The 20361-nt window shown below is 69.0% G+C and carries 17 protein-coding genes and 1 pseudogene; 8 read left to right on the top strand and 10 right to left on the bottom strand.

Annotated elements, in window-relative coordinates; translation table 11 throughout:
* Positions 1 to 215 (top strand): annotated as a pseudogene (locus MRBLMI13_RS18365) (hypothetical protein); the annotation flags it as partial.
* Between the two features lie 212 nt (positions 216 to 427).
* Here the strand turns inward: MRBLMI13_RS18365 and MRBLMI13_RS18360 are convergent.
* Entirely contained in the window at positions 428 to 1018 is a 591-nt protein-coding gene (locus MRBLMI13_RS18360; protein WP_042536809.1) for a hypothetical protein, read from the bottom strand.
* Between the two features lie 120 nt (positions 1019 to 1138).
* On the opposite strand from MRBLMI13_RS18360, the gene MRBLMI13_RS18355 reads away from it, so the two are divergent.
* Complete coding sequence (locus MRBLMI13_RS18355; protein ID WP_367824473.1) at positions 1139 to 2365, top strand: glycosyltransferase; 1227 nt, start codon at positions 1139 to 1141, stop codon at positions 2363 to 2365.
* Positions 2362 to 3582: a glycosyltransferase gene (locus MRBLMI13_RS18350; protein ID WP_367824471.1), complete on the top strand. Its 1221-nt coding sequence runs from the start codon at positions 2362 to 2364 to the stop codon at positions 3580 to 3582. The genes MRBLMI13_RS18355 and MRBLMI13_RS18350 overlap by 4 nt, the downstream gene beginning before the upstream one ends.
* Positions 3583 to 3591: 9 nt before the next feature.
* On the opposite strand, the gene MRBLMI13_RS18345 is transcribed toward MRBLMI13_RS18350, so the two are convergent.
* The 3 genes from MRBLMI13_RS18345 to MRBLMI13_RS18335 are packed head-to-tail and all read right to left on the bottom strand — an operon-like array spanning position 3592 to position 4926.
* On the bottom strand, positions 3592 to 4176 hold the full coding sequence (locus tag MRBLMI13_RS18345; RefSeq protein ID WP_367824469.1) for a hypothetical protein: 585 nt from the start codon (positions 4174 to 4176) through the stop codon (positions 3592 to 3594).
* 15 nt (positions 4177 to 4191) lie between these two features.
* Entirely contained in the window at positions 4192 to 4710 is a 519-nt protein-coding gene (locus tag MRBLMI13_RS18340; protein WP_367824467.1) for a hypothetical protein, read from the bottom strand.
* A gap of 54 nt (positions 4711 to 4764) precedes the next feature.
* Positions 4765 to 4926 (bottom strand): hypothetical protein, encoded by a 162-nt coding sequence (locus MRBLMI13_RS18335; RefSeq protein ID WP_367824465.1) that lies wholly within the window; start codon positions 4924 to 4926, stop codon positions 4765 to 4767.
* Positions 4927 to 5017: 91 nt separating this feature from the next.
* Between MRBLMI13_RS18335 and MRBLMI13_RS18330 the strand changes: the two genes are divergently transcribed.
* On the top strand, positions 5018 to 5992 hold the full coding sequence (locus MRBLMI13_RS18330) for a GlxA family transcriptional regulator (RefSeq protein ID WP_194286050.1): 975 nt from the start codon (positions 5018 to 5020) through the stop codon (positions 5990 to 5992).
* An 85-nt stretch (positions 5993 to 6077) separates the two neighbouring features.
* On the opposite strand, the gene MRBLMI13_RS18325 is transcribed toward MRBLMI13_RS18330, so the two are convergent.
* Complete coding sequence (locus MRBLMI13_RS18325) at positions 6078 to 6779, bottom strand: NRDE family protein (protein WP_367824463.1); 702 nt, start codon at positions 6777 to 6779, stop codon at positions 6078 to 6080.
* 70 nt (positions 6780 to 6849) lie between these two features.
* Here MRBLMI13_RS18325 and coaBC point away from each other — a divergent pair, with 70 nt between their 5' ends.
* Together coaBC and MRBLMI13_RS18315 are read left to right on the top strand one after the other, a co-directional pair.
* Complete coding sequence (gene coaBC, locus MRBLMI13_RS18320) at positions 6850 to 8064, top strand: bifunctional phosphopantothenoylcysteine decarboxylase/phosphopantothenate--cysteine ligase CoaBC (protein WP_367824461.1); 1215 nt, start codon at positions 6850 to 6852, stop codon at positions 8062 to 8064.
* 78 nt (positions 8065 to 8142) lie between these two features.
* Entirely contained in the window at positions 8143 to 10365 is a 2223-nt protein-coding gene (locus MRBLMI13_RS18315; RefSeq protein ID WP_367824459.1) for an ATP-dependent Clp protease ATP-binding subunit, read from the top strand.
* Positions 10366 to 10454: 89 nt separating this feature from the next.
* Here MRBLMI13_RS18315 and MRBLMI13_RS18310 read toward each other — a convergent pair whose 3' ends face one another.
* Positions 10455 to 11042, bottom strand: coding sequence for a nitroreductase family protein (locus MRBLMI13_RS18310; RefSeq protein ID WP_042536804.1), 588 nt, complete (start codon positions 11040 to 11042; stop codon positions 10455 to 10457).
* A 263-nt stretch (positions 11043 to 11305) separates the two neighbouring features.
* Between MRBLMI13_RS18310 and ppk2 the strand changes: the two genes are divergently transcribed.
* Positions 11306 to 12133 (top strand): polyphosphate kinase 2, encoded by an 828-nt coding sequence (ppk2, locus tag MRBLMI13_RS18305; RefSeq protein ID WP_042536803.1) that lies wholly within the window; start codon positions 11306 to 11308, stop codon positions 12131 to 12133.
* Positions 12134 to 12194: 61 nt separating this feature from the next.
* Here ppk2 and MRBLMI13_RS18300 read toward each other — a convergent pair whose 3' ends face one another.
* Entirely contained in the window at positions 12195 to 13148 is a 954-nt protein-coding gene (locus MRBLMI13_RS18300; protein ID WP_367824456.1) for a LysR substrate-binding domain-containing protein, read from the bottom strand.
* Positions 13149 to 13295: 147 nt separating this feature from the next.
* Here MRBLMI13_RS18300 and MRBLMI13_RS18295 point away from each other — a divergent pair, with 147 nt between their 5' ends.
* Positions 13296 to 16793, top strand: a complete 3498-nt coding sequence (locus tag MRBLMI13_RS18295) for a proline dehydrogenase family protein (RefSeq protein WP_367824454.1) — start codon at positions 13296 to 13298, stop codon at positions 16791 to 16793.
* A 97-nt stretch (positions 16794 to 16890) separates the two neighbouring features.
* On the opposite strand, the gene MRBLMI13_RS18290 is transcribed toward MRBLMI13_RS18295, so the two are convergent.
* From MRBLMI13_RS18290 to MRBLMI13_RS18280, 3 genes are all read right to left on the bottom strand, one after another.
* The gene (locus MRBLMI13_RS18290; protein ID WP_367824452.1) at positions 16891 to 17988 is read right to left on the bottom strand and encodes an ABC transporter permease; all 1098 of its coding nucleotides are present in this window, start codon (positions 17986 to 17988) and stop codon (positions 16891 to 16893) included.
* Positions 17985 to 18881: an ABC transporter ATP-binding protein gene (locus MRBLMI13_RS18285; protein ID WP_079113706.1), complete on the bottom strand. Its 897-nt coding sequence runs from the start codon at positions 18879 to 18881 to the stop codon at positions 17985 to 17987. Before MRBLMI13_RS18285 ends, MRBLMI13_RS18290 begins: the two co-directional genes overlap by 4 nt.
* Positions 18882 to 19053: 172 nt before the next feature.
* Positions 19054 to 20250, bottom strand: coding sequence for a hypothetical protein (locus MRBLMI13_RS18280; RefSeq protein WP_367824450.1), 1197 nt, complete (start codon positions 20248 to 20250; stop codon positions 19054 to 19056).
* Positions 20251 to 20361: the final 111 nt, after the last annotated feature.

Below are 20361 nucleotides of genomic sequence, written 5' to 3'. Positions count from 1 at the left end.
ACGCCCGGGGCGGCCCGACGCATACGGATAACGGTGTGCCGTTGTGCTGGTGGCATCACCGGTCCCTCGGCACCTCGGGGTGGGAGATCCGGATGAATGACGGCCTCCCGCAGGTGCGCGGCCCGGCATGGTGGGACCCCGACCAGCACTGGCGCACCCCACGACTCAGCCTGCCGTCACCCGCTCGAGTGCGCCGCACCTCACTTCGCGTCTGACGCGCGCCCGAATGGAAACCACCCACGCCCGGGTGGAACGACGCGCACCCGGCGGAAACGCCGCGCACCCAGGCGATCGACGCGCACCCAGGGGAACCAGTTGTGCCCAGGGAACACCCCGCACCCAGGGGAACCAGGCGCACCCAAGGGAACCAGGCGTGCCAGGGGAACCAGGCGCACCCAGCGGAAACGCCGCGCACCCCGGGTGGAGGTCAGGCCGGGTCGAGCCTCAGCACCTCAGGCGACTCGCCTCCCGCGACCTCGTCGGCGACGCGGATGCTGCGCGCCAGGTCGTCGAGAGCGCCGTCGAGCGTGCCGAAGCGTTCGCGGTCGCTGCACATCGCGGTCAGTGTCACCAGATGCGTGCCGGTGTCCCAGGTGTAGGTGGCGAAAGGCGGTGACGCGGGCGACGGCGGCATCGCGACCACGAGCTTCTCTCCCGTGCCCAGCCACCGGCTCGAGAACGACTGGGTGTCGTCATAGTCCATCGGCATCGACGCGCGAGCGACCCGCACCTGCGGAGTCAACGCCTGCACGGTCGCCATCGCGACGACCAGCTCCGGATCAGCCTTCCACGTCCACACGAGCACGCGCCCGTCTGCCCGGCGCATCAGCATCGGCGCGGCCTGGCTCATCGCCCACGCGCCGATCCGCGAACCCGGGCGCTCGGTGACGCCGATCGCCGAGTTCACCTGCCCCAACAGCATCCGGATGGCGGCCTTGCGGTGCCGGCGCCCCTTCCAGCCGAGCGAATCGGTGACGGGGATCCACAACCGGGGGTCGGCGTCGGCAGTCAGTCGCATGCCTCCACGCTAGGGGGTGAGGCTGAGGGATGCCGGTATGCCTCGGCGGCCCGATCAGGCCGCTCAGGTAGAGTGGCCAGCGCCCGATCGGGCTCTTTGACCGCCGTACCGTAAGGCAGAATGTCCTCCTCTACCTCCGATCCGACGAGCGCTCCCGACGTCGCCCCCGACTCCGGGCAGCGTCCGCTTCGCATCCTGATCGGCTGCGACACCTTCGCGCCCGACATCAACGGCGCCGCCCGCTTCGCCGAGCGTCTCGCGGCCGGACTCGTGCAGCGCGGTCACGACGTGCATGTCGTCGCACCGAACCAGGCCTACCGCCGAGCTGCACCGCGCACCGAGGTGATCGAGGGCGAGCCGATGACCCTGCACCGGCTGCCGTCGGTGCGCTGGGCACCCCACGACTGGCTGCGGTTCGTGTGGCCGTGGCGGGTGAAACACTATGCCCGCAAGATCTTCGACAGCGTGCAGCCCGACATCGTGCACATCCAGTCGCACATCGTGATCGGCCGCGGCCTCTCTCGCATCGCGCACGAACGTGGCATCCCGGTGATCGCCACGAACCACGTGATGGCCGAGAACATCCTCGACCACACCACGATGCCGAAGTTCATCGACGATCTCGTGCTGCGGTTCGCCTGGGCCGACGCGAAGCGCACGTTCGGTCTGGTGCGCGCCATCACGACACCGACCCGTCGGGCGGCGGACTTCCTCGAGCGCACGGTGGAAGTCACGGGCGTCATCCCGGTCAGCTGTGGCATCGACCGCACGCAGTACACCCCGGTGATCGCTCCTCGCGACAAGAACCGCATCATCTTCGTCGGACGCCTGACCGCCGAGAAGCAGGTCGAGGTCATCCTCGAGGCGATGACGAAGCTCGACCCGGCGCTCGATGCGACGTTCGACATCGTCGGCGGCGGCGACCAGCGCAAGCAGCTCGAGAACCTGGCGACTCAGCTGGGCATCGCCGACCGTGTCACCTTCCACGGCCGCACGACGGATGAGCAGCTGCGTGCACTGCTGTCGCGCGCCTCGGTGTTCACCATCGCCTCGATCGCCGAGCTGCAGTCGATCGCGACCATGGAGGCGATGGCCTCGGCGCTGCCGATCGTCGCAGCGGATGCCGTCGCCCTGCCGCACCTCGTGCACGACGGTGAGAACGGCTACCTGTTCGAGCCGGGCAACGCGGATGCCCTCGCCGCGCGATTGACCGACGTGCTCACCGCATCGCCAGGCGAGTACGCGCGGATGCAGCAGGCATCGCTCGACGGCGTCGCGATCCACGACATCAACCGCACGCTCGACACGTTCGAGGCGCTGTACCGCGACGAGCCGCTTCCCGAGTGACGACGCCCGTCATGCACATCGTCTTCTTCGGCGATCAGCACCTGGACTCCCTCGGCGGAGCTCAGGTGTCGATGCGGCTGCAGCGGGAGTTCCTCGAGCGCGCCGGCCACACGGTGACCGTCGTCGCACCGAAGATGCACGGGGCTCGCGCCTCACGCGTCGCCGACTCGTCGAACGTCGATCTGCCGTCCGTGCCGATCACCACCGACCGCGAGTACTCGATGAGCTGGCCCGGCCGCGCCACCGACCGTGCGCTCGACCGCGCGATGACGCACCGCCCTCCGGTCGATCTGGTGCATGTCCAGGCCGACTTCTGGGGTGCTTTCATCGGCCACCGGTATGCGGCTCGTCACGGCATCCCCGTCGTCCACACCATGCACAACCGCGTCGATGTCGGGATCGCCGCCGTCACGCCGCTGCACGGCCCGGTGCTTCGAGCACTCAACCTCTGGCGCCGCCGAGCGCTGCGAGGCGCCGCGGAGCAGATGCGCGGGAACGACGGCTGGGCCTTCCTGCGTGGCATCGCGAGCGGCTCGTCGGCCGTGACCGCACCCTCGACGCATTTCGCACGCCGCCTCGAAGAGCACGGGGTCTTCAGTCCCGTCGACGTGGTGTGGAACGGCATCGACGACGACGTGCGCGAGGCGACGCTCGCCGCCGCACCGACCGAACGCGCACCCGGGCGTCCCCGCTTCGTCTGGCTCGGGCGCATGAGCCCCGAGAAGCGCCTGCTGCCGTTCCTCGAGGCCTTCGTCGAGTCGGACATCGACGCCGACCTCGAGATCATCGGGGGCGGCGCTCAGCGCGCCGCCGCCGAGAAGATCGTCTCGGGCCTGTCGAACGTGCACTTCGCCGGCAAGCTCAGCTACGCAGACACTCTCGCCCGCATCGCCGCCGCCGACGCACTCGTGCAGACGTCGATCGGCTTCGAGACGCAGGGCATGACGCCGTTCGAGGCGGCCACCCTCGGCACGCCGTCGGTGATCAGCGACCCCGACATCGCGGCAGAGCTCGGGGGTGGACTCTGGGCCGCGCCCGGGGCAGCCGGCGCCGAGGATCAGCGACGAGCGGGTCTCGTCGAGACTCTGCGCCGCGCGGCATCCGACATCGCCGCCGGCATCGCACCGCAGCCGATGCGCGAAGTCTCGGAGTCGTTCCGCCAGTCGTCGCGCACCGCGGCGATGATCGAGATCTACGAGCGCGTGCTCGCGGGCTGATCCTCGGACTCAGAACCCGAAGTAGTAGAACACGTTCGACACCCACGCGACGAGTGTGCCGATGACCGTGCTGCCTCCCACGCCGACGGCGATCGCCGGGAGCAGATGAGGCGCCGGGCGTCGAAGCGCGATGATTCCGAGCACCAGGGCGACACCTGCGCCTGCCATCACGAGCAGGTTCACGAGGTTCGACAGCAGGTCGACGACGCCGAAGCCGACGCTCGAATACAGGAACGGGGTGACGAGCTGCCAGAGCAGCCCGATCGCCACGGCGCCCACAGCGATCACCAATGCCGTGCGACCGAGACCTCCGGAACGGCGTGCGGTCGCCTGGCCTGGAGCATAGGCCGCCGCCGCGACTCCATCGGGCTGACCGGGTTGTGCGTACGGCTGACCGGGTTGCGTGTAGGGCTGGCCGGGTTGTGCGTACGGCTGGCCGGGTTGCGTGTAGGGCTGGCCGGGTTGTGCGTACGGCTGGCCGGGTTGCGTGTAGGGCTGGCCGGGGTGGGCATACGGCTGGCCGGGCTGCTGCGGCGGATACGGGATCTGTCCGTCGTTCTGCGGCCGGTCTGGATTCTGCTGCTGCTCGCTCATCGATTCTCCGGACGATCAGAAGGAAAACGCGTAGAAGAGGTTCGACACCCACGAGATGACGATCCCGGCGAGCTGCGAGGCGGTGACGCCGATCGCGATGCCCGCGAGGATCTGCGGCCCTGGTCGCCGCACCGACATCAGACCGAGGATGAGCCCCACGACGGCGATGATCAGCACGAGCCCGTTGCCGACCGCTCCGAACGCGCCGATGGCTGATGGATCGCCCATCATCCGGTACATCAGCGGAAACGACAGCATGACGAGGAGTCCGATCCCGAGCGAGATCACGGCGAGGAGGAAGGCGAGACGACCGAGTCCTGAGCTGCCAGAGGAAGCCGGACGCTGTGGCTCAGGATATGGCTGCGCCGGGTATGGATGCCCCGCGTACGCCTGCCCACCGTAGGGCTGGCCGGTGTCCGGCTGGGACGGCTGGGACGGCTGGGACGGCTGGGACGGCTGCGGCGGATAGTGCGAGCCCGCGAACTGCGGGGGAGTTCCGTGTGGCTGCGCGGGAGGCTGCTGAGGCTCGCTCATGCTCCCGAGCGTAGCCGCGCGCGTCGTCGGATGGGGGAGATTGCTCGCCCCGGGTCACCGATAGACGTGGCCGGCCTCCGCGCGGTCGAGGGCATCCCTTTCGGCGACGCGAGTCCAGTCGGTGGGAACGCGTCGATGTCCGTCGCGGCGGAGTTCGATGACGGTGGCGACGATGGCCCAGACAGCGAGGGTGAGAAGTGCGATGAGGAGGATCATGGCAGAAACGCTACGATCACTCTTGATCTGCCACGAGTGGCAGAATAGACTCTCCTCGTAGGAAAACTGCCAAAGCCGGGAGAGAGCCATGATGAAGACCGTCGCCTGCATCGTCCAAGACGGATTCGCGCCGTTCGAGTTCGGTCTCGCCTGCGAGGCTTTCGGCCTCGACCGGTCGAACGACGGCGTGCCGAACTTCGACTTCCGGGTCATCGCGCCGCATCCCGGCGTCGTGACGTCGAAGCTGGGCTTCTCGATCAACGTCGAGCACGACCTGTCCTTCGCCTACGAGGCCGACCTCGTCATCTTCTGCCCCGTGCCTCGCGAGTACTGGACGCAGATCGATCCGCTGCTTCTCGAGGTCGCGCGCGACGCGGTGGCGCGGGGGGCCTGGGTGCTGACCATCTGCAGCGGATCGTTCATCCTCGGTGCCGCCGGTGTGCTCGACGGGCGACGCGCGACCACGCACTGGATGTACTCCGAGGTCATGGCCGAGATGTATCCCCAGATCGACATCGACCCCGACGTGCTCTTCGTGCAGGACGACCGGATCATCACGAGCGCCGGCACCGCGGCCGGCATCGACGCGTGCCTGCATCTGCTGCGCATCGAGCTCGGCGCCGAGCTCACCAATCGCATCGCCCGCCGCATGGTCGTTCCGCCGCAGCGCGACGGCGGTCAGGCGCAGTTCATCGACCGCCCGATCCCGGTCGCCCAGAACGACTCGCTCGCTGCCGTCGCCGATTGGGCGGTCGAGCATCTGCGCGACGACCTGGGCGTCGATCAGCTCGCGGCCCGCGCTCTCATGTCTCCCCGCACCTTCGCCCGCCGGTTCAAGGCTGAGTACGGCGCGACTCCTGCGGCCTGGCTCGCGCGACAGCGCGTGCTGCACGCTCAGCGGATGCTCGAGCGCAGCGATCTGTCGCTCGAGCAGATCGCTGACGAATGCGGCTTCGGGTCGGCCGCGGTGCTGCGGCAGAACTTCTCGCGGGTGCTCGGAACCACCCCGACGGCCTACCGCGCGCGCTTCTCGTGCGCGGAGGAATCGGAGTCGTCTGCGGCGTGACCGCTCGATCGCCTGCCGCGCGGTGACGAGCGAGCAAACGAGCGCTCGACGAGCCCCGTGAAGAGCGCTGTCACGAGCGCTGCGCTCAGTGGTCCCAGTGTCCTGGGCTCGGGAGGGCGCGATAGTCCACGTCGACGCCCGCGGGGGTGACCGACGCGGTGCAGTACAGCAGCGACTGCGTCGGATAGCCATGCGGACGGTTGTCGCGGATGATCGCCCGATCATCCTCTGGGTCGAGCCGAGCGGACGAGGCGAGCAGCGAGGTCCACGCACCTGACCAGTCGGGGCTGTCGGCGGTCGCGCCCAGAGCGCGGAACTCGGGCAGCCAGGCGGCGATGCGCGGAGTGTCGAGATCGTCGAGGTCATCGTGCGCGATCATGTGGATGCCGTCGGCGAGCGATGTCTCTCGCAGTTCGGCGCCGTCCCAGCTGAGCACGCGCGTTCCCTCCGGCCGCACCTCGAGCAGGTTGAAGCCGTGCATGGGCAGCGGAGCGGCCGGCGAGCGGCCCATGACCGACTCCAGGGCGAGCGAACCGCGCGACACCGCGACGTCGGCGGCGAGGTCGACGACGTCGGCGCGGTTGAGGAGCACCGCGAGTCGTCGCTCAGCGGGGTTCACCGCGAGCCAGGCGCCGCCCGCCCGCCGGTCGCGGATGCCCGAGACTCCGGGGTAGGCGTCGGGCCACCATTCGCCGAGGGCGTCCCACTCACGCTGAGGGTCTTCATCTCGCACCGCGAGCAGCCGCGCGGTCTCGGGGCCGGCCACATCGATCACCACGGTGCACACGCGTCTCAGTCTAGAAGCGGGTCGAGCAGTCTCGGGCCCGCGGCCTCGCATGCTGGGGCAGAATCGAACCGTGAACATCGTCGTCGGGGTTACGGGTGGCATCGCCGCATACAAGACAGTGCACCTGGTGCGTCTGCTGACCAAGGCGGGACACGATGTGACCGTGGTTCCGACCGAGGACGCGCTGCGATTCGTCGGCACCCCCACCTGGGAGGCGCTCAGTCGGCATCCGGTCACGACCAGCGTGCATGACGACGTCGCCCGCGTGCGGCACGTCGCGCTGGGTCAGGGTGCCGACCTCGTGATCGTCGCCCCTGCGACGGCCAACTCGATCGCGAAGATCACCGCGGGCATCGCCGACGACCTGCTCGGCACCACGCTGCTCGCCACCGAAGCGCCGGTGCTGCTCGCGCCGGCGATGCACGCCGAGATGTGGCGCAACGCCGCCACGCAGGCGAACATCGCGACGCTGACCTCGCGCGGGGTGCACCTCGTCGGCCCGGCCGACGGCGAGCTCGCCGGCGGCGACAGCGGACCCGGCCGCATGGCAGAGCCCGAGCAGATCCTCGAGGCGGCCCTCGCGCTGCTCGCGCCGCGCGACCTCGAAGGGCTTCGGGTCGTCGTCTCGGCGGGCGGCACGCGTGAGCCGATCGATCCGGTGCGCTTCCTCGGCAATCGGTCGAGTGGTCGGCAGGGCATCGCGCTCGCCGCGGATGCCGCGGCGCGCGGCGCCGACGTGACGGTGGTCGCTGCGAACATCTCGGCCGACGTGCTCGCCGATGCGCGGCATCCGTCCATCAGAGTCGTCCCGGTCGGCACCGCAGCGGAGCTCGCCGACGCGATGAAGGAGGCGGCGCGGGCGGCCGACATCGTGATCATGGCCGCAGCCGTCGCCGACTATCGCCCCGCGACGGTGTCCGAGCACAAGCTCACCAAGGAGCAGGGCGTGCTGACGCGCCTCGATCTGGTCGAGAACGAAGACGTGGTCGCGGCGCTCGCCGCATCGCGCGCCGACGGCCGAGCGCCGCAGGGCCAGACGATCGTCGCCTTCGCCGCCGAGACCTCGGAGGATCCGGTCGAGCGCCGGGAACGTGCTCGCCGCAAGCGGGAGCGCAAGGGCGTCGATCTGCTCGCCGTCAACCTCGCGAATGCCGATCACGGTTTCGAGAAGAGGGACAACGCCGTCGAGATCGTAGGAGGGGGTGGCGCCGTCGTGTCATCCGCGTCAGGCTCTAAGCACGCGGTCGCACGAGCGATCCTGGATGCCGTGCGCAGTATGCGCTAAACTTGAGTCAAGTCCACTCAACTTTGCGGACCATGACAACAAGACAGTGATCAGAAGGAGTCTCCCCAGGAGGAACCCATGCCCAGCCCACAGAGCACGCAGAACGACGACCAGCAGTCCGCCCTCGAGCAGTTCGGGATCAACCTCACCGACCGCGCCCGCCAGGGCAAGCTCGACCCCGTGATCGGACGCGACAGCGAGATCCGCCGCGTCAGTCAGGTGCTCACGCGCCGCACGAAGAACAACCCGGTGCTGATCGGCGAGCCGGGCGTAGGCAAGACCGCCGTCGTCGAGGGCCTCGCCCAGCGCATCGTCGCGGGCGACGTCGCAGAGTCGCTCAAGGACAAGGAGCTGGTGTCGCTCGACATCTCGGCCCTCGTCGCCGGGGCCATGTACCGCGGGCAGTTCGAAGAGCGGCTGAAGAGCGTGCTCAAGGAGATCACCGAATCCGACGGGCAGATCATCACCTTCATCGACGAGCTGCACGTGCTGATGGGCGCCGGCGGTGGTGAAGGCTCGGTGGCCGCGTCGAACATGCTCAAGCCCATGCTCGCCAGGGGTGAGCTGCGACTGATCGGCGCGACGACCCTCAACGAGTACCGCGAGTTCATCGAGAAGGATGCCGCTCTCGAGCGGCGCTTCCAGCAGGTCTACGTCGGCGAGCCCACGGTCGAAGACACCATCGCGATCCTGCGAGGGCTCAAGGGGCGCTACGAGGCGCACCACGGGGTGACGATCGCCGACAGCGCGCTGGTCGCCGCCGCTGCACTGTCGAACCGGTACCTGCCCGCGCGGCAGCTCCCCGACAAGGCGATCGACCTGATCGACGAGTCGATGTCGCGTCTCAAGATGGAGATCGATTCGTCTCCCGTCGAGATCGACCAGCTCAAGCGCCAGGTCGACCGCATGAAGCTCGAAGAGCTCGCTCTCAAGCGCGAGAAGGATGCCGCCTCGAAAGAGCGACTCGCGGCTCTCCGCGAGCAGCTCGTGGGCATGGAAGCGCAGCTGGCCGAGCTCGAAGCCCGCTGGGCACGCGAGCGCCAGGGGCTGAACCGGGTCGGAGAGCTCAAGAAGCAGCTCGACGACGCGATCACGCAGCGCGACCTCGCCATGCGCGAGGCCGACTACACGCGTGCCTCGAAGCTCGAATACGAGACGATCAAGCGCCTCGAGCGCGACATCGCCGAAGCCGAGCAGGCCGAGGCCGCGGTCTCGACAGAGGGGCGCATGGTCAACGAGCAGGTCACCGACGAGGACATCGCCGCCGTGATCGCCGCGTGGACCGGCATCCCCGTCGGTCGACTGCTGCAGGGTGAGAGCGAGCGGCTGCTGCACCTCGAATCCGAGCTCGGAAAGCGCCTCATCGGGCAGAAGGATGCCGTCAAGGCGGTGTCCGATGCGGTCCGCCGTTCGCGGGCGGGCATCAGCGACCCCGGTCGGCCGACCGGATCGTTCCTGTTCCTCGGGCCGACAGGCGTCGGAAAGACCGAGCTGGCGAAGGCTCTGGCCGACTTCCTGTTCGACGACGAGCGCGCCATGGTGCGCATCGACATGTCGGAGTACGGCGAGAAGCACTCGGTCTCGCGGCTCGTCGGCGCCCCTCCGGGATACGTCGGCTACGAGCAGGGCGGGCAGCTCACCGAGGCCGTGCGGCGGCGTCCGTACAGCGTCGTGCTGCTCGACGAGGTCGAGAAGGCGCACCCCGAGGTGTTCGACGTGCTGCTGCAGGTTCTCGACGACGGTCGTCTGACCGACGGGCAGGGGCGAACGGTCGATTTCACGAACGTGATCCTGATCCTGACCTCGAACCTCGGTTCACCGATCCTCATCGACCCGACGCTGTCTCCCGATGAGAAGCGCGAGCAGGTGATGGCTCTCGTGCACCAGGCGTTCCGGCCCGAGTTCCTCAACCGTCTCGACGACATCGTGATGTTCTCGGCGCTCAGCCAAGACGATCTGGCCCAGATCGTCGAGCTGTCGATCGATCAGCTGCACGACCGGCTGCGCGACCGGCGACTCACGCTCGCGGTCACTCCCGATGCTCGGGCGTGGCTCGCCGAGCGCGGATACGACCCGATGTTCGGTGCTCGCCCGCTGCGCCGTCTCATCCAGACCGAGGTGCAGAACAAGCTGGCCACGGCGCTGCTCTCGGGCGGCGTGCGCGACGGCGACCTGGTGAGGGTCGATGTCGCGGTCGACGGCGCGGGCCTCGTGCTCACGTCGACCTCGCCCGAGCCCGAACCCGACCTGGGATCCGGCGAAGACGACGACGTGATCGAGGCCGAGCTGCTCGACGAGTAGAACCGGGTACGACAAGAGGGGCGGATGCTGCGGCATCCGCCCCGCTTGTGTGCCCCGGGCCGGGGGCGACTGCTGTGTCTGGCGCTGTGTCAGGCGCTGAGGATGACCGTCTCGGCGATCGGGCGACGCACGCGCGGCGCCGTCTCGCCCTGCTGGAGGCCCTCCGGAAGGCCCGAAGCGTCGCCGAGCTCGCCAACCGCGATCACGGTGATGGCGGAGAACCGCGGCGACAGGTCGGCGAACTCGCGGACGGCCTCGGGGTCGAAACCGCTCATCTGGTGCACGAGGAGACCCTCGTGGTGGGCCTGCACCGAGAAGTGCGCCACGGCCTGGCCGAGGTCGTAGACGGCGTGACTGATGGCCTTGCCGTCTTCGGACTCGGTCTCGGCGATCGCGACGATCAGAGCCGAGGCCTTCGAGGCCCAGAGCTGGTTGAACTCGACCAGGGAGTCGACGACCTGGTCGAACAGAGCGGTGCCGCGCCGAGCGACGATGAAGCGCCACGGCTGCAGGTTGTAGGCGGAGGGCGACCAGCGAGCGGCCTCGAGGGCGGCATTCAGCTTGGCGTCGTCGATCGAGTTCTCGGCGTCGTACGCGCGCGGGCTCCAGCGCCCGGCGAGGACGTCGAGGACGGGGTGCTCGGTGGGGGCGGTGCGGTCGATCACGGGAGTGCTCACGGAAGTGCCTTTCAGAAGGAATCGATCGGACTCCTTCGTCCGGGTACGAGGATCTCAACAGATGCATGTGAATGCATATTCCCGATGACGCCGCGTGACGTCCAGCTCGTCTGTCACCGGGCATCGCGGCGTCCGTGTTCGGCGCGCGATCCGCTGCGCTGCCCGAAAGCAAGGGGCTTCTCCGGTCGACCGAGGTCTGGTTGTCTCTCGAGATCAGGCGTGGGGCGGCCGCCCTTCACCCACGCCACGGACGGAAGAACAAGATGGCCAGCAAGACCCATGACAAGAAGAAGAAGCAGAAGCACGCTCGCATCGACAAGAAGCTCTATGAGAAGGAGTTGCGGCGCCTGCAGATCGAGCTCGTCAGCATGCAGCAGTGGGTCATCGCGGCTGACGCGCGGATTCTGGTGATCTTCGAGGGCCGCGATGCTGCGGGCAAGGGCGGTGCGATCAAGCGTGTGATGCAGTACCTCAACCCACGGCACGCCCGGGTGGTCGCCCTGCCGCAGCCGTCCGAGCGGGAGAAGGGCCAGTGGTACTTCCAGCGCTACATCGAACGGCTGCCCACCAAGGGCGAGATCGTGCTGATGGATCGCTCGTGGTACAACCGCGCCGGCGTCGAGAAGGTGATGGGCTACTGCACCGACGAGGAATACGATCGCTTCCTCGCGCAGGTTCCCGTCGTCGAGCAGATGCTCGTCGACGACGGGATCATCCTGCTGAAGTACTGGTACTCCGTATCCGACATCGAGCAGGAGAAGAGATTCCGATCGCGCCTGAACGACCCGATGCGACGCTGGAAGCTCTCAGACACCGACCTGGCCTCCATCTCCCGCTGGGAGGACTACTCCCAGGCCAAGGACGCGATGTTCGACGTCACCGATCGCGAGAGAGCGCCCTGGTGGTCGATCGACAGCGACGACAAGAAGGCCGCCAGGCTCAACACCATCCACCACCTTCTGAGCCAGATCCCCTATCGCCGGCTCGACCCCGAAGAGGTCCACTTTCCCGATCGTCCCGCGGCGTCCGGAGCTCCGCGCCCGCCGATCGACGAGCACGCATTCGTGCCCGATCACGCAGCGACCCTGTAGGCGACCTGACGTCGCACCCCACGTACGCCCGAGCGTGCGCATCCGTGCCCGACGCGTCGGCTCAGTCCAGCAGGTTGCGGGATGCGGCGGATGCGAGCGCGCGGCGCACCGCGCGGATCGACGGGGCGGCGGCCGACACCCGGCGAGCCGACGAGAAGATCTCCCGACGCGGCTCATCGGGCAAGGGCGTGAGCGCCACGGTGGGCGCCTCGCCGGCCCACACGAGCTCGGGCAGTAGACCGACGGCGAGGCCCGCGCGGATGAGGCGCACGTGCGCGGTGAGGTCGGCGACCTCGAAGCGCACGTCGGGTTCGAAGCCGGCCGTGCGGCACAGCTGCTCGGCCCAGGCTCGTGACGCTGTGCCTGCAGGCTCGAGCACCCACGGCTCGTCTCTCGTCGACCACAGCGCCGCAGTGGCCTCGGCGGCTGTGACAAGGGCAGTTGTGGCAGCGGCAGCTGTGGCAGCGGCAGACTTCGGCGTGCCCGGGCGCCGGGCGAGAGCGATCGAGTCGTGCACGAGCACCACCCGGTCGAGGTCGGCGTGGATCGGGCGGGTGCGACCGGGGTACTGCTCGGCGAGGATCAGATCGAAGTCGCGGCTCGAGACGCCCACGAGTCCGGTCTCGGGGTCGCTCTCGGTCACCTCGACGCGGAGCGCGGGATGCTGCTCACGCAGCGTGTTGAGCGCGCCGGGCAGCAGGGAGTGCGCCGTGGACTGGAAGACGGCGAGGTGCACCGTTCCGGTCACCTCCGTCAGCGATTCTGCGACGGCGACCTCGGCGTGCTCGAGCTGATCGAGGATGCCGATGGCCTCACCCACGAGCACGTTGCCCTGCGGGGTGAACTGCACGCCTCGCCCGACGCGGCGGAGCAGCGGGACTCCCACGTCCCGTTCGAGCGCGCTGAGCTGCTGAGACACCGAGGCCTTGCTGTAGGAGAGCGCGTCGGCGACGGCTGAGAGGGTTCCTCGACGCGACAGTTCGACCAGCATCCGCAGTCGGTTGACGTCGAGCATCCGCTCCCTTTCCGAGTGGTTCGAATCGTTCACTCTGAATGAACAGAATGCTCGCGAATCGGTTGATAGACGTAGCCTACTCGCGCGCCTGACAATGATCGAGCCGCACACGTACCCGGGTGTGCGATCCCCCTGGAAGGTTCCCCGATGACTGTCGCCGCCGACACCACCACCCCCGACGCCACCTCCCGCGGCGCCACCCCCCGCACGGAAGAGGTCGCCGCCCTCGTGCAGCGCTGGCTCGCCGAGAGCGAGACCCACCCCGTCGAGCCCGCCGCCCAGCGCCTGTCGGAGGTCCTCAAGGACCCGAACGGACTCGCGTTCACCGTCGGCTTCGTCGACGGCGTGATGCGTCCCGAAGACCTCAGCGTCGCGGGCCGTGCCCTCGCCGACCTCTCGGAGATCACCCCCTCGCTGCTGCCCGGATACCTGCGTGCCGCCATCAAGACGGGCGGGTTCTGGGCGCCGAAGCTCCCCGGCGTCGTGGTGCCGATCTCGCGGCGCGTGCTGCGCGCCATGGTCGGACACCTCGTGCTCGACGCGACCCCGTCGAAGCTCGGCCCCGCGATCGCGAAGCTGCGCAAGAGCGGCAACCGCCTCAACCTCAACCTCCTCGGCGAGGCCGTGCTCGGTGAGCGCGAGGCCGGTCGTCGCCTGCAGGGCACCTACGACTTCCTCGCCCGCAAGGACGTCGACTACGTGTCGATCAAGGTCTCGAGCGTCGTCAGCCAGCTGTCGATGTGGTCGTTCGACGAGGCCGTGGCCGACGTCGTCGAGAAGCTCACCCCGCTCTACGAGCTCGCGGCGACCTCGGAGGCCGCCGGCAAGACGAAGTTCATCAACCTCGACATGGAGGAGTTCCGCGACCTCGACCTGACGATTGCGGCGTTCACCAGCATCCTCGACCAGGCGGGTCTCGAGAAGCTCGGGGCCGGCATCGTGCTGCAGGCCTATCTGCCCGACGCGCTCGGCGCGATGCAGCACCTGCAGGAGTGGGCCGCCGCCCGGCGCGCGAAGGGTGGAGCGCCGATCAAGGTCCGCGTCGTCAAGGGCGCGAACCTGGCGATGGAAGAGGTCGACTCGAAGGTGCACGGCTGGCCGCTGGCGACCTATGGCACCAAGCAGGACTCCGACACGAACTACAAGCGCGTGCTCGACTGGTCGATGACTCCTGAGCGACTGGATGCCGTGCGCATCGGCGTCGCAGGCCACAACCTGTTCGACATCGCCTACACGTGGCTGCTCGCGCAGGCGCGTGGCGTGACGGATGCCGTCGAGTACGAGATGCTCCTGGGCATGGCGACCGGCCAGGCGGAGGCCGTGCGCAAGGACGTCGGCCAGCTGCTGCTCTACACACCCGTCGTGAACCCGGCCGAGTTCGACGTGGCCATCGCCTACCTCGTGCGTCGCCTCGAAGAGAACGCCAGCCCCGAGAACTTCATGTCTGCCGTGTTCGAGCTGGCCTCCGACCCGGCGCTGCTCACCCGGGAGCGCGAGCGGTTCGAGCGCTCGCTCGCCGGCCTCGAGGCCGACCGCTCGGTGCCCTCGTCGAACCGCGTGCAGGACCGCGCCGCTGAGGCGGCTGCCGGTGCGGGCGGGGCCGTCACCACCGGCTTCGAGAATCAGCCCGACAGCGACCCGGCGATCGCCGTGAACCGCACCTGGGGTCGTGAGATCCTGCAGCGCTCGGTCGATTCGACGCTGGGTCTGGACTCGATCGCTCTGGCCAAGGTCGAGACGACCGACGAGCTCGACGGGATCTTCGCCGCCGCATCCGCCGCCGCCGCTCGATGGGCGGCGCTTCCTGCCGCCGAGCGTGCCGCCGTGCTGCACCGCGCGGGTGATGAGCTCGCCGCCCGCCGTGGTCAGCTGATCGAGATCATGGCGCACGAGGCGGGCAAGACCATCGCCGAGGCCGACCCCGAGGTCTCCGAGGCGATCGACTTCGCGCACTACTACGCCGAGCGCGCCCTCGACCTCGAGAACATCTCGGGTGCCGAGTTCGTGCCGTCGAAGGTGACCGTCGTCACCCCGCCGTGGAACTTCCCGGTCGCGATCCCCGCCGGTGGCGTGCTCGCGGGTCTCGCCTCCGGCTCCGGCGTGATCATCAAGCCGGCCAAGCTGACGCAGCGCTGCGGCGCGGTCATGGTCGAGGCGCTGTGGGCCGCGGGCGTTCCGCGCGACCTTCTCGCACTGGTCGATCTCGCGAACCGCGACCTCGGCACCCGCCTCGTCGCCAGCCCCGTGGTCGACCGCGTGATCCTCACCGGTGCATACGAGACGGCGCAGCTGTTCCGCTCGTTCCGCTCCGACCTGCCGCTGCTCGCCGAGACGAGCGGCAAGAACGCGATCATCGTCACACCCTCGGCCGACCTCGACCTGGCGGCCGCCGATGTGGCCCGCAGTGCATTCGGCCACGCCGGGCAGAAGTGCTCGGCCGCATCGCTCGCGATCCTCGTCGGCTCGGTCGCCGACTCGCAGCGGTTCGAGCGTCAGCTCGTCGATGCGGTCACCTCGATGCGCGTCGGACTGCCCGAAGACCCCGCCACGCAGATGGGGCCGATCATCGAGCCGGCGAACGGCAAGCTGCTCACCGCGCTGACGACCCTCGAGAAGGGCGAGCGCTGGCTCGTCGAGCCGAAGAAGCTCGACGACGAGGGCACGCAGTGGACGCCGGGCGTCAAGATCGGCGTCGCCCCCGGTTCGACGACCCACCTGACCGAGTTCTTCGGACCGGTGCTCGGGATCATGCACGCCAAGGACCTCGACGAGGCGATCCGCCTGCAGAACGCCGTGGACTACGGCCTCACCGCCGGCATCCACTCACTCGACTCCGACGAGGTCGCCACCTGGCTCGACCGCGTCGAGGCCGGCAACCTCTATGTCAACCGCGGCATCACCGGCGCGATCGTGCAGCGCCAGCCGTTCGGCGGCTGGAAGCGGTCGGCCGTCGGCGCCGGCGCCAAGGCCGGAGGCCCGAACTACCTGTTCGGTCTCGGCGAGTGGGCTCCGGCCGAGCTCCCCGCCGCGGCTCCCGGGGCTGCGGTGAACCCCTCGGTCGAGGCGGTGCTCAGCGCGGCCGGCTCCGACCTCGGCGCCGTCGAGATCGAGTGGCTGCACCGTGCCGCCGCCTCCGACGAGCGCGCCTGGGTCGACGAGTTCGGCGCCGTGAGCGACAAGTCGGGTCTCGGCGTCGAGCGCAACGTGTTCCGGTACCGCCCGGTCGCCGTCGACGTGCGCATCGCCGAGGACACACCGCTCGCCGACGGCATCCGCGTGATCGCCGCGGCCCTGCGCAGCGGCAGCCCGTTCACGGTGTCCGCATCGGCCCTGCCCTCGCGGGTCGAGAAGGCGCTGCGCGCCCAGGGCGTGACTCCGAAGCTGGAGAACGACGCCGCCTGGGTCAAGCGCTACGCGAAGGCGGCGGCGAAGGCCGAGCACAGCTGGCAGCGCGTGCGTCTCGTCGGCGGCGATGCGGCTGCGCTGTTCGAGGCGCTCGGCGGCACGCCCGATGTCGCCGTCTGGTCGCATGCGGTCACGGGTGCCGGTCGCGTCGAGATGCTGCCGTTCCTGCACGAGCAGGCCGTGTCGATCACCAACCACCGGTTCGGCAACCCCACCACCCTGTCGGACGGCCTGATCTGAACCGGTCCGTGACCATCTGAACGACGAGGCCCCACCCCGCAGACATCTGCAGGGTGGGGCCTCGTCGTCGGAGCGGGCGTCCGGGGCGGGGCTGTGATCAGCCGCGCAGCGCCTCGCCCAGCTTGACCCGCGAACCCATGCGCAGCAGCGAGTTCTCGTAGATCTTCGCGCCGATCACGATCGCCGCGACACAGCTGGCCAGCAGGATCACGAGGCTGAGCAGCGGCTCCCACCACTGCGCCTCGCCCACGAAGAGCCGCATCGGCATGCCGACCGGAGCCGAGAACGGCACGTACGACATGATCGTCAGCACCAGCGGGTTGTCGTTGAAGACGATCACGAGCACGTAGGGCGCCATGATCAGCATCGTGATCGGAGTCGTGGTCGAGCCGATGTCCTCCTGACGCGACACCATCGATGCGGCGGCGGCGAACAGGGCCGCGAGCAGGATGAACCCGAACAGGAAGAACACCGCGAACCAGATGATGGGGGCGCCGAGGGTCGACAGCACCTCGCGTTGACCCGTCGCTATGAGCCCTATCGTCGCGACCGCCGCCAGGGCGAGGATCTGCCCCATCGCGAGGATCGTGTTGCCGATCACCTTGCCGGCGAGCAGGGTGCGGGCCGAGATGGTCGACAGCAGGATCTCGACGACGCGGGTCTGCTTCTCTTCGACGACGCTCTGCGCGATCGTGCCGCCGAAGGTCGCGGCCGCACCCATGAACACGGCGCCGAATGCGATCGCGATGAAGTACCGCAGCAGCGGGTTCGTCGTCGCGGGCTCGAGGATCTCGATGTCCGGAGCCTGCGAGAGCGCAGACACGAGACCGGTCGGCGCGTCCTTGAGGGCGACGATCGTGACCCCGGTCGGGCCCTCGCCGGGGACGACCGCGGCGTCGACCTTCTCCGAGCGCACGAGCTCTTCGGCCGCGGCCTGGTCGGCCACCTCGGTGATCTCGAGATCGGGCAGGGCAGACACCGCGGATGCGGTCTCAGAGGTCACGGCCACGGGCATCGCGTCGGTGTTCTTGCTCGCGAAGCCGCCGATCACGATGGCGGCGAGGGCGAGGAACAGCAGGATGCCGGTCGAGATCAGGAAGGCCTTGCTGCGCAGCTTCGATCCGATCTCCCGCTCGGCGACGAGCCAGATCAGCGATGCCTGCGACGGCGAGCCGATGGTGTTCGAGGTGCTCACTGGATGACCTCCTTGAAGATCTGGGCGAGGGACGGATGCTTGGGTGCGAAGCTCGCGACATCGCCGCGGTCGACGGCGGTGCGCAGGACGCGCTGGGCGGTATCGACGTCGTCGGCGTCGAACAGGGCGTAGCCGCCCTCGAAGTCGACGACGGTGACGCCGGGTTCGGCGCGCAGCCATCCGGCATCCCCTGCCGAGACGAGCTCGTACCGGTTGCCGGCGTGCTGCGCGCGCAGCCCGTCACGGGAGCCGGACGCGCGGATCGTGCCTCCGGCGAGGATCACGAGGTCGTCGCAGAGCCGCTCGACGACGTCGAGCTGGTGAGACGAGAACAGGATCGACGCACCCTTGGCGGCGCTCGCCTGCAGCACCGACGCGACGACGTCGACGGCGAGCGGGTCGAGGCCCGAGAACGGCTCGTCGAGGATCAGCACCTCGGGGTCGTGCACGAGCGCTGCGGCGATCTGCGCGCGCTGCTGGTTGCCGAGCGACAGCGATTCGATCGTGTCGTCGAGGCGCTCCTCGAGCCCGAGTTCGGTGAGCAGCGCGGTCGCCCGTGCCGTGGCATCCGCCTTGCTCATCCCGTGCAGTCGGGCGAGGTACACGATCTGCTCGAGCACCTTCATCTTGGGGTACAGGCCACGCTCCTCGGGCATGTAGCCGAAGAGACGGCGGTCTGCGCTGGTCAGGGCGACGCCGTCGAGTTCGACGCGTCCGCCGTCGGAGCCGAGCAGGCCCAGCACGATGCGCATCGTCGTGGTCTTGCCGGCGCCGTTGCCGCCGACGAACCCGGTGAGGCGCCCGGGGGACACCTCGAACGAGACGTCGTCGAGCACGCGCCGAGAGCCGTAGCTCTTGGTGATGCCGGTGAGTACGAGCTTTCCTGTGGTCACTTCGACTTACTCCGTTCGCTCAGTGCATCGCATGCCCTCACGCTATGGCGCGGTGATCGGCCTCGGCATCCCCCCTGCGGCGGATCCGTGCGGGGGATCTGCGAGTGCCCCGCGTGGCAGTCGTCAGCCGCGCGGGGGAGAGCGGTGAAGCGCGCGCGGGAGAGCGAAGTGCTCAGCGCAGGAACAGCACCGAGAAGATCCCGAGCGCGAACGGCGCCGCGGTCACGACGAACGTGATCCCCAGGATGATCCCGACGATCAGCCAGGGACTGCGTCGCCTGAGGCGCTGACCGGGCGGGGCGATGCCGATGGGCGGAGGGGTCAGCATCCCCGCCGGAGCGGCGAACGGCAAGGCGGGTGCTCCGGCAGGCGCCGGAGCCGGGGCGCCGTAGGTCGGGAGGGACGGATGCTGCGCCGCGAGCCGCAGCCTGTCGTCGCGCCAGCGCGCCCACTGATCGAGCTTGGTGAGCAGCGCCCCGACCGCGCCGAAGAGCCACGCCCAGGTCGCGGGGTCGAGTGTCGACAGGTTGCGGCGCGCATAGAGGAAGAGCCAGTCGTCGACGATCTCGACGTCGAGCTGCGCCGCGTGGTCGATGAACCGCGCCATGACGTCGGGGGTGAACAGATACAGGGCGTCGACCTCGTATCCGGTCGGGCAGTACAACGAGAAGTACCGGTCGAAGTCGCCCTCGAGCGAGAGCCGCTGGTCGCTGCGGAACGCGGCCGCGAGCGTGCTGCCGAGAGTGTTGTTGCCGAGCGCGTCGAGCACGATGTTCGGCAGCGGCACGTCGAGCTTCACCGCGACGTATCCCCAGCGGTGGGTCGTCGACTGCTTGCCGTTGCTGGTCGTGTACTGGTAGTTGCCGAACTCGACGAAGCGCGGTTCGACCCCTCGCAGCACGTCGGTCGACATGCGGCTCGACCCCGACGAGAAGATCATGCCGGGCAACGGCGGGTCGTCGATCCGCTCGATGTAGCTCATCGCGTTCGCCCCGGCGAAGCGCGCGAGGCGGAATCGGGTGAGATTGCGCAGACGGATGCTGCGACGCACCAGCATCACGATCCCGATGACGAGGCCCGCGAGCAGCATCAGTCCGAGCAGAGCGGCGACCGCGACCCCCGTCTCACGACCGATCGCATAGCCCAGGCCCAGGATCATGATCGCGAGGACCGGCACCACGCACAGCAGGGCGAACCCCGCGACCACCCACGTGACGATCCGACCGGCCGGCGTGGGGTTCGCCGCGCGCTGCGCTCGGGCGAAGGCGTCGACCTCGGCGGGATTCACCGGGTCGAGCAGTGCACGTGCGTCGAAGTATCCGACTGGCGCACCGGCCGACGGCACAGGAGCAGGCGTGGGAACTGTCACGCGTCCACGGTAGCCGAGGGCGTTCCTTGAGGTGCCGGCGCCGTGCGGTGCCAGTGCTGGTCGGTGTCAGTGCTGGCCGGTGTCAGTGCTGGCCGGTGTCAGTGCTGGCCG

This window comes from Microbacterium sp. LMI13-1-1.1, from assembly GCF_040815625.1.
Taxonomy (GTDB): Bacteria; Actinomycetota; Actinomycetes; order Actinomycetales; family Microbacteriaceae; genus Microbacterium; species Microbacterium forte.
This window is presented reverse-complemented; position numbering and strand designations above follow the sequence as displayed.

What these genes read in the sequence shown, in the direction of transcription:
- MRBLMI13_RS18330 (WP_194286050.1), top strand. Translation starts at nt 5,018, where the DNA reads ATGAAGACCGTCGCCTGCATCGTCCAAGACGGATTCGCGCCGTTCGAG.
- MRBLMI13_RS18360 (WP_042536809.1), bottom strand. Translation starts at nt 1,018, where the DNA reads ATGCGACTGACTGCCGACGCCGACCCCCGGTTGTGGATCCCCGTCACC.
- MRBLMI13_RS18315 (WP_367824459.1), top strand. Translation starts at nt 8,143, where the DNA reads ATGCCCAGCCCACAGAGCACGCAGAACGACGACCAGCAGTCCGCCCTC.
- MRBLMI13_RS18345 (WP_367824469.1), bottom strand. Translation starts at nt 4,176, where the DNA reads ATGAGCGAGCAGCAGCAGAATCCAGACCGGCCGCAGAACGACGGACAG.
- MRBLMI13_RS18340 (WP_367824467.1), bottom strand. Translation starts at nt 4,710, where the DNA reads ATGAGCGAGCCTCAGCAGCCTCCCGCGCAGCCACACGGAACTCCCCCG.
- MRBLMI13_RS18355 (WP_367824473.1), top strand. Translation starts at nt 1,139, where the DNA reads ATGTCCTCCTCTACCTCCGATCCGACGAGCGCTCCCGACGTCGCCCCC.
- MRBLMI13_RS18295 (WP_367824454.1), top strand. Translation starts at nt 13,296, where the DNA reads ATGACTGTCGCCGCCGACACCACCACCCCCGACGCCACCTCCCGCGGC.
- MRBLMI13_RS18335 (WP_367824465.1), bottom strand. Translation starts at nt 4,926, where the DNA reads ATGATCCTCCTCATCGCACTTCTCACCCTCGCTGTCTGGGCCATCGTC.
- ppk2 (WP_042536803.1), top strand. Translation starts at nt 11,306, where the DNA reads ATGGCCAGCAAGACCCATGACAAGAAGAAGAAGCAGAAGCACGCTCGC.
- MRBLMI13_RS18300 (WP_367824456.1), bottom strand. Translation starts at nt 13,148, where the DNA reads ATGCTCGACGTCAACCGACTGCGGATGCTGGTCGAACTGTCGCGTCGA.